The organism is Marinomonas sp. SBI8L (genome assembly GCF_001624705.1).
In the GTDB taxonomy this organism is placed as follows: Bacteria; Pseudomonadota; Gammaproteobacteria; order Pseudomonadales; family Marinomonadaceae; genus Marinomonas.
The window spans coordinates 109,473-123,838 of sequence record NZ_JSEO01000010.1 but is presented as its reverse complement, the minus strand read 5'-3'; the positions used below and the strand labels follow the sequence as shown (position 1 = coordinate 123,838).

At 41.0% G+C, this 14,366-nt stretch carries 10 protein-coding genes; all 10 read right to left on the bottom strand.

The annotated features are described in order from the left end of the window. Positions 1-193 precede the first annotated feature (193 nt). The gene (ltaE, locus tag OA91_RS15760) at positions 194-1,204 is read right to left on the bottom strand and encodes a low-specificity L-threonine aldolase (RefSeq protein WP_157203869.1); all 1,011 of its coding nucleotides are present in this window, start codon (positions 1,202-1,204) and stop codon (positions 194-196) included. A gap of 160 nt (positions 1,205-1,364) precedes the next feature. Further along, the gene (locus tag OA91_RS15755; RefSeq protein ID WP_063339571.1) at positions 1,365-3,242 is read right to left on the bottom strand and encodes a propionyl-CoA synthetase; all 1,878 of its coding nucleotides are present in this window, start codon (positions 3,240-3,242) and stop codon (positions 1,365-1,367) included. A 355-nt stretch (positions 3,243-3,597) separates the two neighbouring features. Continuing rightward, positions 3,598-4,758: an ABC transporter substrate-binding protein gene (locus tag OA91_RS15750; RefSeq protein ID WP_063339488.1), complete on the bottom strand. Its 1,161-nt coding sequence runs from the start codon at positions 4,756-4,758 to the stop codon at positions 3,598-3,600. A 236-nt stretch (positions 4,759-4,994) separates the two neighbouring features. After that, positions 4,995-5,987: an inositol 2-dehydrogenase gene (gene iolG / locus OA91_RS15745; RefSeq protein ID WP_063339489.1), complete on the bottom strand. Its 993-nt coding sequence runs from the start codon at positions 5,985-5,987 to the stop codon at positions 4,995-4,997. A gap of 60 nt (positions 5,988-6,047) precedes the next feature. Further along, a complete protein-coding gene (gene iolB, locus OA91_RS15740; RefSeq protein WP_063339490.1) occupies positions 6,048-6,857 on the bottom strand; it encodes a 5-deoxy-glucuronate isomerase in 810 nt (269 codons plus the stop codon). A gap of 61 nt (positions 6,858-6,918) precedes the next feature. After that, entirely contained in the window at positions 6,919-8,448 is a 1,530-nt protein-coding gene (locus OA91_RS15735; RefSeq protein ID WP_063339491.1) for a CoA-acylating methylmalonate-semialdehyde dehydrogenase, read from the bottom strand. A 49-nt stretch (positions 8,449-8,497) separates the two neighbouring features. Further along, the gene (gene iolE, locus OA91_RS15730) at positions 8,498-9,409 is read right to left on the bottom strand and encodes a myo-inosose-2 dehydratase (protein ID WP_231870387.1); all 912 of its coding nucleotides are present in this window, start codon (positions 9,407-9,409) and stop codon (positions 8,498-8,500) included. A gap of 13 nt (positions 9,410-9,422) precedes the next feature. After that, positions 9,423-11,285, bottom strand: coding sequence for a 3D-(3,5/4)-trihydroxycyclohexane-1,2-dione acylhydrolase (decyclizing) (iolD, locus tag OA91_RS15725; protein WP_063339492.1), 1,863 nt, complete (start codon positions 11,283-11,285; stop codon positions 9,423-9,425). Beyond that, on the bottom strand, positions 11,285-13,213 hold the full coding sequence (locus tag OA91_RS15720) for a bifunctional 5-dehydro-2-deoxygluconokinase/5-dehydro-2-deoxyphosphogluconate aldolase (protein WP_063339493.1): 1,929 nt from the start codon (positions 13,211-13,213) through the stop codon (positions 11,285-11,287). Before OA91_RS15720 ends, iolD begins: the two co-directional genes overlap by 1 nt. Then, positions 13,210-14,358 carry a Gfo/Idh/MocA family protein gene (locus tag OA91_RS15715; RefSeq protein ID WP_063339494.1) on the bottom strand — a complete coding sequence of 383 codons (1,149 nt, stop codon included), beginning with the start codon at positions 14,356-14,358 and terminating at the stop codon, positions 13,210-13,212. The genes OA91_RS15720 and OA91_RS15715 overlap by 4 nt, the downstream gene beginning before the upstream one ends. Between the last annotated feature and the right edge of the window lie 8 nt (positions 14,359-14,366).

Below are 14,366 nucleotides of genomic sequence, written 5' to 3'. Positions count from 1 at the left end.
CTTTCTAATTTATTAACCAAGAAATAAGCACTAATGAATGGACTAGATTAATTAGCTCTATGTCCTTAACAAGCCGTTTTTGTAATATGAATCAAATTTCAGAATGAGCAAAATTTGACCTAATTGAATCAAATTGTCAGACAAGAAGAGAAAGGAAAGCCTACGCAGACTCCCCTTTAATAAGGATGTTTTTCTATGAAAAATATTGTTTTAAAAGATCAATCAAGCGGGTGACATCTTCACGGCTAATACCATTATGAGCAACAAAACGCATCGGTTGGCCTTTACTCACAATGATTTTATTCTGCTTCAAAAACGCCACTAGCTCATCTTGATCAACATCATCCCTGACCTTGGTAAAGACTATGTTGGTTTCAACAAAGTCAGTATTCAAATTGAAAGCATCTAATTTGTTAAGAGACTCAGCGAGGTAACGGGCATTATCATGATCTTCTTGTAACCTAGATACATTGTTTTGCAGAGCATACAAACCAGCTTTAGCAAGATAGCCAGCTTGACGCATGCCGCCACCCAGCACTTTTCGCCAGCGTCTAGCTTTATTAATAAGAGACTGATTACCTAATAACAAGGAACCAACTGGAGCACCTAACCCCTTAGATAAGCATATTGATACTGAATCAAAGCATTGGGTTATCTCTTTAATATCTATATCTAACGCTGTGCTTGCGTTATAAACTCTTGCTCCATCTAGATGTAGATTTAACGTGTTTTCATCAGCAAAGCGACGTGCTTCTTGTAAGTAACTAAGTGGAATGACCTTGCCATTAATTGTATTTTCTAAGCTCAACAAACGAGTTTTAGCAAAGTGTGAATCATCTGGCTTAATAGCGGCTTTCAATTTCTTAAAGCAAAGCGTTCCATCCGATTCGTTCTCAATGGGTTGGGGTTGAATTGAACCTAAAACAGCAGCACCACCACCTTCAAACATATAATTATGGGCCTGTTGCCCACAAAGGTATTCATCCCCTCTTTCACAATGCGCCATTAAAGCCAGTAGATTAGCTTGAGTCCCTGAACTACAAAAAAGAGCGGCCTCAAAACCGTGACGCTCAGCTGCCCAAGCCTCAAGCTTATTAACACTTGGATCATCACCATAAACGTCATCACCAACTTGAGCGCTGAACATGACATCTAACATAGCCTGAGTGGGTTTGGTTACTGTATCTGAGCGTAAATCTATCATTTAAAGTCCCTGTTTTTTAACATTACGAGTTAACTTCACATATCTCTAAGGTATTGTATTCAATATAAAAGATCTCACAAATGAATGCTATGTCATAAATTTAGAGCAAAAAAAATGCTTATAGTGGCCAACTATAAGCATTATTAATCAGCTTATTTTATTAACGCGCACAAAGCACACTCTCAATTTCAGTTAAGCTTGCAGGGTCATCAATTGTTGAAGGAATACTAAATTCTTCTCCATCCGCAATCTGACGGATCAGCTTCCTCAGTATTTTACCACTTCGTGTTTTGGGTAACCTTTGTACAACTTTCGCTTCTTTAAAGCTTGCTACAGCCCCAATTTCACTTCTTACATTCGAAACTAGTTCGGCTTCAAGTTGATTTTCATTTTTCTGAACACCATCTTTAAGCAAGACTAAACCCAAAGGTTTTTGCCCTTTAATATCACATTTAATTCCAATAACCGCACATTCTGCAACATCAGGATGAGAGGCGATCACTTCTTCCATTTCACCCGTACTTAATCTATGTCCTGCAACATTGATAATGTCATCTGTACGCCCCATGATAAAAACATAACCATCTTCATCAATATAACCGCCATCGCCACTGGTATAATAGCCGTCAAATGTTTTTAGGTAGCCATCCACAAACCTGTCATGATTCCCCCAAATAGTGGCTAAGCAACTCGGTGGTAATGGCAGTTTTAGGGCCACATTACCCTGCACATTTGCGCCGACTTCATTACCTTCATCATCTAAGATCTTCACATTAAAGCCAGGTACGGGTTGAGTGGCCGAACCTGCTTTCGCCTCTTTCAGTTCAACACCCATTAAATTTCCGCAAATAGCCCATCCTGTTTCTGTTTGCCACCAATGGTCAATTACTGGCACATTAAGCAAGTCTTTAACCCAATGATACGTTGCAGGATCAAGCCTCTCACCTGCCATGAAAATAGCTTTTAGGTTTGAAAGGTCATACGGCTTTAAGCATAACGAATCTGGATCTGCTTTTTTAATGGCTCTAAAAGCTGTTGGAGCAGTAAACAGTGCTTTGACACCATACTCTTCACAGACTCGCCAAAATGCGCCCGCATCAGGCGTACCAATTGGCTTGCCTTCATATAAAACACTGGTTAAACCTTGAATCAGAGGGGCATAAACAATATATGAATGCCCAACCACCCAGCCAACATCTGAAGCCGCCCAAAACACATCGCCCGGCTCCATGTCGTAAATGGCTTTCATTGAGTATTTCATTGCAACAGCGTGAGAGCCATTATCTCGAACAACGCCTTTTGGACGTCCTGTTGTACCTGAGGTATATAAAATATATAGAGGATCAGTTGATAACACAGGAATACAGTCTGCTTCTTGCGCGGTTTCCAATGCTAGTTGCCAGTCAATGTCCCTACCTTCTATAAGGTTTGCTACCGATTCAGGACGTTGCCAAATAATCGCATGTTTAATTTTATGGCTAGACAGCTCAACCGCTTTATCTAGTAATGTCTTGTAGTCTATAACTCGGCTAACTTCAATACCGCAACTTGCTGAGACAATGACATCAGGTGTGGCATCTTCAATACGAATAGCCAGTTCATGTGGGGCAAAGCCGCCAAATACGACCGAATGAACTGCGCCTAATCTCGCACATGCCAACATGGCAATACTGGCTTGTGGAATCATAGGCATATAGATAAGAACCCTATCCCCTTTCTTCACTCCTTGCTTTCTAAGTACTCCAGCAAAAAGTGCAACTTGATCTCGTAAATCCTTATAGCTAATGGATTCTTTTGTATCAGTAACAGGTGAATCATAATGAATAGCAATTTGATCACCGCGACCTTGCTCAACATGGTAATCAAGTGCCATATGACAGGTATTCATCACACCATCTACAAACCATCTATCTAGGCCATTTTCGTCTTTAGCTAAGATAGTATTTGGTTTCTTGAACCAATCTAGTTGATCTGCTTTTTCTTTCCAGAAAACGTCAGGATTTTCGATTGAGGCTTGATATTCGCTGTCATAACTCATAATACTTGTTCCCTTATTATCTTTTTTGAACATGTCATGAATGGGTTACCCTTTTGGATAACCTCGATTGCTTCATCATGGTCATGAAGCTTAAGTTCGACAACTCGACCATAGTCTAACGGTCAATGAGTAAATAGCCTTACTCACAACAGGGGTTTTATTTTTATTCTTTTTAATCAGTCACTTATGAAGAAAATATTTATGTAGAAGTTAGATATTAATGCTAAAAATCAGAAAGGAGGTATGAATCGTTTTGATAAAAAAGCTAACAAATATCAATAAAAATCACTTCTGATAAAAAGATAGTTTCAAAGGAATTTAGGGTATTAGTTAACTAATTTGATGAAATTAGCACTTAATATAATTGGAAAATGATTGAATCAAAATTAAATTGATATTCATCCAACTCAGGGTTAATGACTTTTGAGTATTGTCTAAAGTTGATTTTTCTTAGATTGTTCTTAGTCCATTTTTCTTGGGTCAAATTATCAATATAAAGCTGCACATTTTCTTTAGTGACTAGCCCCATGGGTGTTAATAACTCGACACCATGGTCAACAAAGTCTTCACCTGATAAGTAATCAAAAATAAGCACCAATGACCAAGCCCCTTCAATATAATGGCCACCAGCTGCAGCACTAACCTGACCTTTTTGAATAGCGTCTAACATAGACTTTTTAAACCCAACGCCCCCTGTAAAATAATCATTTCCAGCGGTTAAACCTAATGACTTTTCTCCCATGAGAACCCCATCAACTAATCTAGCACTGCCAGCCCATACGATATGAGTTTGTTTATAACGCTTCATTAGCGCTTGAAACTTAATACTTGCTTCCGTTTCATCCCAACTCTCTACATTCACAACTTGGTGTAATTTTACATTTTTGTGTTGTTCTACCGCTTCTTTAAAAGCATCAAGCCGCATGATGGCTGCCCCAGAAGAAATAGGACCATTGATACCAATAATATTGACCTCTTGCTCTGGGTATTTATCTCTAGCATCATCAATTAATATATTGGTGATTCTTTGGTTAGCACCCTTTTCATCAGGGTACATTTGTCCTACCCAATAAGGGTATTTTTCTCTTGGCAAGCCCATCTCATTGCTTATCTTTGCCGTCATGGCACTATTTACTAAGAATGAATATACCTTGGCCTCATTCGCAAGCTTAATAAATTGAGCCGCTGAGTTTTTATAATTGTTAAAAATAACAGCATCAACTTTATTCTCCCCTTCTAAAACAGACATAAACTGTTGTTTCATTAGAATTCTATTGCCCTTGGCAGAAAAAGTTTGTAACTCAATACCTAAATCAAGCGCAGCTTCATTCATTAAATTAATAAAGTTTGTCCAAAATGGTGCATCTCTAGGATAGAACATAGCGACTTTATAGGGAGGTGTTGCCTTTGCTTGGGCTGTGTATTCTGAGGCGTTTGAGATATTTTGGCTAATTAGAACAAAGAAAGATAGAAGTGAAAAAATCAGACACTTAGGCAGTAGAAACTTAAGGTTCATAAATTAATCCGATTAATATTTATTAGAATAAACAATAACCCTTTGTTAATTCACGGACAAACAATTCAAACCAAAATATTTTTCCTTCACTCAATGCTTTGGTCAGCTCTAATAACACAACCACTATAGCTTAGAGCTTTCTATATGAAACTTCAAAATTGCGTGCTAGTCGAAACAAGCACGCAAACTAACATCTAGTTGAAATATCATCCAGTTGTATTAAGAAAACATCTCCCTTACAACTTCACGACTTGACCTGTTTCTAATGATTTCTGGGCCGCATCAGCCAGCATTTGAGCTCTTTTGCCATCTTCAAAGCTAGGTGATACAGCTTGCTTTGCTAATACATTTTCAATGAAGGAAGTAAGCTGAAGGTTATAAGCGGCTTCATATCTATCAATAAAGAAGTTATACAATGGGTCTTTTTCATTGGTTTTATCAGCCGAATAGCGTGTTACCGAAGTCGGGGTTTGGTTATTGGAGATCACCATACCTTCAGAGCCAAAAGCTTCCACTCTTTGATCATAACCATAGCTTGCTCTGCGCGAGCCATTAATATGAATTAGTTTGCCTGATTCGCTTTTCATTACCAGCATAACACTGTCAACATCACCAATTTCCGTGATCTTTTCATCAACTAGCGCGCTACCAAAAGCTTGTAATTCAACAATTTCTTCACCTAGAACAAAACGCGCCATATCAAAGTCATGAATCACCATATCTCTGAAAATACCACCAGATGATTTTAGATATTCAACCGGCGCCATACCAGGATCACGGCTAGTGATAATTAACTGCTCTAGTGTACCAATACTGCCATCTTTAGCGGCTTTAGCAACAGCACTGTGACTCGGATCATAACGACGGTTAAAGCCAATTTGGATCGGCACGTTACAATCTTTAATTTCCTCAAGGCATTGGTTTACCTTGCTTGTATCAAGATCAATTGGTTTTTCGCAAAGGATTGCTTTACCAGCCTTGGCAGCTTTGATGATTAAGCCTACATGCGTGTCCGTACTGGTTGCGATTAATACGGCATCTACCTCAGGATCAGCCAAAGCAATATCCACATTATCAGCAACAATAGCACCCGTTTGATCTGCGACCTCTTGTGCTGCTGGGGTATAAACATCAAATACATATTTGATTTCTGATTGAGCGAATGCATGAATATTTTCAGCATGCATTTTGCCGATTCTACCGGCACCGAATAAGGCAAAAGTAAGCATTGTAGTCGTCCTTAAAGTATTATTTTTGTTTTCACTACGAGTGAATCATAGGGTTATTTTTTATATATCTTGAGCAATGATCCACTCATGATCAGGATCATTATTAAAGATCCAATTACGACTTGGTCCCGCCATGACATTCAAATAATATGATTGATAACCATGAGGAACGCCAACGGGATGATAGCCCTCGGGCACCATTACCAGATCACCATCTTCAACCGACATAGTTTCATCTAAACTTCTGTCATCGTTATAAACCCTTTGAAATACAAACCCTTGTGGCGGATCAATTTTATGATAATAGGTTTCTTCCAACTGAGTTTCTGTTGGTGCAGCATCCGTATCATGCTTATGGGGAGGATAACTAGACCAATTACCACTTGGCGTAATCACTTCACATACTAATAAACTATCTGCTGGTTCATTGGCGAATAAAATATTACATACATGTCGAGTGTTAGTATTGATACCTCGAGTTTCATACTGGCATTGCTCTGGCGTAATAAGCTTTGCTTGATAACCACCTTTACCCGGTGCACGACATATAGCAACTTCAACGTCAGTTAATGCCGTTAAAGACACAAAATCATCAGCGGGGGAGTAAATTGAGTAAGGCGCTTTTCTCTCAAAAACACTCATACGTTCACCAATATTCTGCCAACTCTCAGTACGAGTACTTGCATCAACCTTCCCAGATAAAATCACAACACAGATCTCATCGCTAAGTGATTCTATGTTAATAGAGTCACTTTTTGCAAGCGCTTGCACTTCAAATCCCACGTACTTCCAGTTCGCACTTTGTGGTGTCACTTTTTGAATCAAGCCGTTGTTATCGTTTTTTTTGTTTTTACTCAATAAATAAGACATACATACCTTTAAAAAGGAAAGGCGAGTGTTTTAAAGCCTTCCCTTTTTCCTTAATCAGACATTATTTCATTGTTGGCATAGAAAACTCTGGACCCGCTCTTAAGCCTGTTGGCCAGCGCGCTGTAATCGTTTTCATACGAGTATAAAAACGTACGCCATCAGGTCCATGCATATGTAAAGGACCGAATAAAGAGCGCTTCCAACCACCAAAACTATGAAAGGCCATAGGCACTGGAATTGGAACATTCACACCAACCATACCGACCTGAACTTTCTCAGTAAATTGTCTCGCGGTATCACCATCACGGGTAAAAATAGCCGTGCCATTACCATATTCATGCTGGTTGATTAGCGCTAGCGCCTCTTCATAACTTTCAACACGAACGACACATAACACAGGGCCAAAAATTTCTTCTTGGTAAATACGCATATTTGAGGTCACCTGATCAAACAAGCTTGGGCCAACAAAATAGCCTTTCTCATGTTTATCACAAATAAAGTCACGACCATCAACAACTAGTTTAGCGCCCTGCTCAACACCAGAATCTATATAAGCACGAACTTTTTGAGCATGCTCATTAGAGATCAAAGGCCCCATATGAGGTTCCTGTTCTAATCCGTATTGCTTAAATAGGCCAGGCCCAACTGTCATGGTTGCAATGCTGTCTTTCAAAGTATTGATAAGGTTATCTGCCACCTCATCACCAACACATACTGCAACCGAAATTGCCATGCAGCGCTCACCAGCAGAACCATATGCTGCACCCATTAATGAGTTAACAACCTGTGACGGGTCAGCATCTGGCATGACTAACATATGATTTTTAGCACCACCTAATGCTTGTACTCTTTTGCCATGGGCACTTGCGGTCGCATAAATGTATTCAGCAATGGGAGTTGAGCCAACAAAACTAACGGCTTCAATTCGATCGTCAGTGAGTAACACATCTACTGATTCTTTATCACCATTTACCACATTGAAAACCCCATCTGGCAAGCCCGCTTCTTTTAATAATTCAGCTAAACGCATTATGGTGCTTGGGTCTTTTTCAGACGGTTTCATAACAAAGGTATTACCACAGGCAATGGCGACAGGAAACATCCACATAGGTACCATAGCGGGGAAGTTAAATGGGCTGATACCAGCACAAACACCTAATGGCTGCATTAAGCTGTAACTATCAACACCACGTCCAACATTAAGGCTATGCTCACCTTTTTGTAGATGAGGAATACCACAGGCGAACTCAACTACTTCTAAACCACGGGTTAATTCGCCAAGTGCATCTGAATACACCTTGCCATGCTCTGAGGAAATTAGTTCGGCCAATTCATGACTATTTTCTTCAACAAGCGCTTTAAATTTAAATAAAATTCGTGCGCGATTTAGCGGCGTTACCTGTGACCAGGTTTCAAATGCCTTTTCAGCAGAAGCAATGGCATCTTGTGTTTCTTTCACGCTACTAAGCGTAACCTGACGACTAATTTCGCCTGTTGCAGGGTTAAATACATTAGCTTTTCTATCGGATTCAACCGCTATCATTTTGTTATCGATAAAATTACCGATAAGGTTATTTACGTTAAACGACATTCATATCTCCATGGCGAGAAGGCTCGCGATACTTATTCTCAAAAAGGGGTTAGGCAATCAAGCCAGCGGCTTTTAAGTTAGTTTCTAGATACTCATACCCTTTTGTGGCATAAGTTAATGGATGTGCAATAGCTGGGTCCTGCTCTGCTTCTAGCACTATCCAACCTTCGTACCCCACTGTTTTTAAGGTTTCAAAGATAGGTAAATAGTCAATTGAACCATCACCAGGAACGGTATACACACCTTCAAGTACAGCATTTAGGAAAGCGCTATCTCGATTTAGGTTATCTTTAAGCACATTAGGCCTAATGTCTTTACAGTGGACATGGACAATACGTTCAGCATGCTTTTTAGCCATAGCCAAAGCATCGCCACCAGCAAATGTGATATGGCCTGTATCTAAAAGCAGCCCGACATTTTTACCCGTGTTTTCCATTAGAAAATCGACTTCATCAGTCGTTTCTATCACAGTTCCCATATGATGGTGATAAGCGAGTTTGACACCTTGCTCTGCTAGGTAATCAGCAACTTGCGTAATTTTGCCAACGTACTCTTGCCACTGAACCTGTGTCATTTTAGGCCTTTGAGATAAAGGCGCAGCTTGATCTCCATGTATACAATGTTTCACTTCAGCAAAAACCATGACATTAGAGCCAAGCGCTTTTAATAGATTTAGATGCTCCTGAAGTGCTTCAATTTCATCGTCAACAGACCTTTCCATCAGTTTTGCACTATACCAACCTGACACTAACTCAATCTTATGTTCTTCCAAGATTGGGCCTAACACATCCGCCTGACGCGGAAACTTATTTCCAAGTTCAATCCCCGCAAAACCCGCTAATTTAGCTTCGCTTAAACAGACAGACAACGGCGTATCAGCACCTAAGGAAGGAAGGTCATCATTGGTCCAAGTTAATGGGTTTATGCCTATTTTTATTTTATTCATTATTAAATCACTCATAAAATTGCCAGAATTAGTAAGGCTGTTTGCTTTTAGCTTCTTGATACTGCGCCTGCGCTTGATTCACACTCTCTTTGCTAGAGACTTCTGCAACAGCAACATCCCACCAGGCTCCACCTTCTTGAGTTGTCGGCATCGGGTTTGTATCAATCGAAATCACATAGGTTTTATTCGATGCTTTTGCTCTTTCTAAAGCCGCTTCTAATTCAGCTAAACTTTGTACGTGTTCACCATTTGCACCTAACGCTTTAGCATGTTCAGCAAAGGCTGTTTTTGGCGCTCCAGCTTCAACAGTGTGGCAATCTTGTAAAAGGTTATTAAATGAATCGCTACCACAAGCATTTTGCAAACGGTTAATACAGGCATAACCCCTGTTATCCAGTACCACGACGGTGAGCTTTAAACCCAACATGACTGAGGTAGCAATTTCTGAGTTCAGCATCAAATAACTGCCATCCCCCACCATGACAATGACATCTCGCTCAGGAGTCGCCAGTTTCACACCCACGCCCCCAGCGAGCTCATAACCCATGCAGGAAAAGCCATATTCAACGTGATAACCCAGATCAGACTCAGTACGCCAGAGCTTATGTAGTTCACCCGGCAAACCACCTGCGGCTTGTACTATTGTTGAGTTTTTTGTTGCCTGACGATTCACTACACCGATTACATTCGCATCTGTTGGCAAGTAACTTTTATCTTGATAGCTATCAGGTACTTTCACTGCTTGATTGACAACATCGAGCCAGTCATTATTGAGAGATTTAGCTCTTTCAGCCCAGTGTGTATCAAATTGACATTCACCTAGCTCAGACATTAACTCTGTTAAGACTTCTCTCGCGTCGCCTGTTAACGCTAATCCACCGTGTTTATTGGCATCAAAGCTCGCCGCATTAATATTGATAAGCCTTAAGCCCTCGCGATTAAATAAGGTTCTTGAAGCCGAGGTAAAATCCTGCAAACGAGTACCAATAGCAATGACAAGGTCAGCCTCACTGGCAGCAATATTCGCTGCACTAGACCCTGTGACACCAACCCCACCTAGATTCAGTTTATGCTGCCAGTTCAATACCCCTTTACCCGCTTGTGTTTCACATGCTGGTACCTGATAAGTATCAATAAACTGCTCAACCTCTTTTACAGCTAAGCTGTAATGCACCCCGCCACCTAGTACTAATAAAGGCTTTTTAGCCGCTTTAATGGCTTGTAACGCATTTTTAACTTGCACCTTATCAGGCCGTGCTCGCGTTAAGCCATGTACTTTTTTCTCAAAAAAGCTCATAGGATAATCAAAAGCCATGGTCTGTACGTCTTGCGGTAAAGCTAAAGTTGCAGGTCCGCAATTAGCAGGATCAAGCATGGTTGCAATCGCATTAGGTAAACTTGTAATTAGCTGCTCGGGTCGGTTAATACGATCAAAATAACGAGATACCGGCCTAAAACAGTCATTCACGGATACGCTAGGCTCACCAAAATGCTCAACCTGTTGTAATACAGGATCTGGTGTACGGGTAGCAAAAACATCACCAGGTAAAAACAACACAGGTAATCGGTTAGCCATCGCCAGGCCTGCTGCCGTCACCATATTGGTCGCACCAGGGCCAATGGAAGAAGTACAAGCCATAATACGTTGACGTCTATTTTGCTTGGCATAAGCACAAGCAGCTAACGCCATACCTTGCTCGTTATGGGCACGATAAGTGGTAAATTCATCTTTTACATCCGCAAGCGCTTCACCAAGACCCGCTACATTACCGTGTCCAAATATTCCCCAGACACCACCAAATAGAGGCACTTCCTTACCATCAACAAGGTTAAATTGCGCTTGCAAATGCTTTACTAAAGCTTGTGCCATAGTGAGTCGTATTGTTTGCATTAGCTTGGCTCCCCTTGATGTCTTTGCTGCCATAATTGACTCATGGTTAAATAATTAGACTTCACTTCTTGTACATATTGAGTGTCATCTAAATTGCCTGACAACCACGCTTTTGTTGGCTCAGAGAAAATCGTTCTCCCGATAGCAAAACCCTTGCAAATATCTTGACCAGCAGCGGCATTAAAGCCTGCTTGCAACTCATTTACAGGAGCGTCTAACCCAAGAAGAACAACACCTCGACAATAAGGTGATCTTTGCTTAATGACTTTGCTTATATTCTTCCAAGCCGATTCACTTGGTGAAGGAAGCTTCCACCAATCAGGGAAAATCCCCAAGTTATAAAATCTTTCAATAGACCTTGATAAAGTCTCATCATTCACTAATGACCCCACCGGCGGAATGATTTCTAAAAGGAGCTCATGCCCTGTTTCACAACATGCTTGATAGAGATCCATCACCTTCTGTTCTTGCTCATTACGCAAGTTAACTTCATCATCAGGGTGGAAAAACACCAAACATTTAACGATATGATTAGCAGGCCATGTGGAGATTTCTTGAGCCACATTATTACCTTGATCAAACCTTAATGGTCGACTACTAGGTAACTCAACTGGCCTTGCAATCCAGTAATCTTTCCCAGTAATGTCATTCAGAACATCCTGAGCAAAGGTACCGTCAGCAAGAATGCCGGTGCCGCCAACTTTACCATCAAGCTCATGAGCACCTTGATAAGTTGCCTCAAGGATAAGTTGTTTAGCTTGTGGAATTTTATCTAATGAAGCACCCAGTTCACGGCACATATCAACAAATTGGCGTCTATGGTCAAAGGCTAGAATACATAGATCTTGCCACTCTTTAGGATTTCTCTGGGTTGTCACCCTATGTAGATAATTCAATACAGGATTAAGGTCTGGTCTTGGAATGTCACTACGGTTTGCTAAATAATGATCTAACTCTTCTAAGCTTGGCATCGCCGGTGCGCAGCCGTGCCTTGAAACCACAATAGCACCAGAAGCATTCGCGTAATCACACGATTTTTCTGTTATTTCACCTTTAATCCAACCTCTTAAATAACCACTCAAAAAGGCATCGCCAGCACCCAGCACATTTAACACATCCACTTTTACCCCATAGCAGGTAATACCCTCATCCAAGGTTTGTGGAATATCGCCCTTAAAGACAGAGCAACCTAATGCACCACGTTTCACCACAAATTCGGCATCAGATACTTTTCGAATACGCTTCAAACATTCAATGGTATCTTCACTGCCACCTGCAATATGAAACTCTTCTTCTGTACCAACAACTAAATCGCACAAAGGCATAATGGATAACAAGTGCTCTGTAACGGAGTCATTCGAAACGAAACGGTTTTCCCCTTCTCCTCTTCCTGTTAAACCCCAAAGGACAGGGCGGTAGTCAATGTCGACGACAACTTTTGTATTATTCGCACGGGCATATTCAATCGCTTTCAAAGCCGTTTTATTCGTAGATTGTGTCGAAAAATGCGTTCCTGTAATCAACAAAGCTTTTGCGCTGGCGATATAGTCTTCATCAAAGTCTGTTTCACTGATCGCCATATCAGCACAGTTTTCCCGATAGAAAATTAGCGGGAAGGTATCCTTATCTTTGATGCCTAATAGCACTAACCCAGTTAACCTTTCTTCATCTGTGATCACATGTGAAACATCAACGCCTGCACGGGCTAGTTCGTTTCTCACAAATCGGCCCATATGCTCATCACCAACGCGGGTTAACATGGCAGATTTAAGCCCCATACGGGCGGTACCAAATGCAATGTTAGCGGAAGAACCACCAAGGTATTTTTTAAAACTATTGGCGTCTTCTAAGGCCGAGCCAATTTGTTCGGAATATAAATCAACGGCGGCTCGTCCTAAACAAATAACATCTAAAGTTTTATCTTTCATTTGTGCTCTCCATCATATTGCTCCACGTCTACCCAGGCATTATTTGCATGAGACTCAACAACCTTGTCGAGTATGATATTGACTTGCGTTGCCGCCCTAAAATCTGGCCACAGGGGTTTGTTATTCACTACCCCTTCATATAAGTCCCGTACTTCAACAGCCTTAATGTCGTTGAACCCCAAGCCATGACCAGCAGAAACACAAAATGCCTGGTAATCCGGGTGCTCAGGCCCAACTAAAATACGTTTAAATCCTTGAGCTTGAGGGTCATCCCCTGCCATAAAGAGAGAAAGTTCAGACAAGGTTTCTTGGTCAAAAACTAAACTCCCTTTGGTACCTGTTATCTCAAATGACAAACCGTTTTTACGACCCCAAGCAATACGTGATGCTTCTAAAGTACCTTGAGCACCGTTAGCAAAACGCACCATCATATGCGCTTGATCATCGTTCTCTACCTGGCCTGTTTTGTGGCTATCACCGGCTAAAGGCCTTAATTTGTGCACCACTTTTAAATCCGCACAAACTGAGGTGATTGGTGCAACTAAATGGATTGCTAAGTTCACCAGATGTGACGCTAAGTCATTAAGTGCTCCACTGCCTGCGTATTCTTGCTGCAAACGCCAGCTAAAAGGCAAACTCGCATCTGCTAGGTAGTCTTCATTAAATACACCGCGAAAATGTACAGGTTCGCCAATATCGCCTCTGGTAATTAACTCTTTTGCAAACTGCAGTGTTGGGTTTTTGATATAGTTAAAACCCACTAAGGTTTTGACACCTGCCTGCTCGGCCGCCTGAGTCATTTCTTTGGCATCTTCTGCGTTTAACGCTAATGGCTTTTCGCTATAAACGTGCTTTCCTGCTGCAATCGCCGCCAAAGCCATTTCTTTATGTAAGAAATTTGGTGCACAGATATCCACCAGATCTACATCAGGGTCTTGAACCAATGCTTTCCAGTCTCCTGTGGCACGCTTAAAACCAAACTCACGGGCTTTTTGCTTAGCTAAGTTTTCATCCACTTCAGCTAACATTTCACATTCTAATTGATCATGCGGGATTCCAAATGCGGCCATGGCATTTCGATAGGCTATTGCATGGGCTTTGCCCATATAACCTGTTCCAATCAACCCTATTTTTAAGCTTTTCATTATTCAAT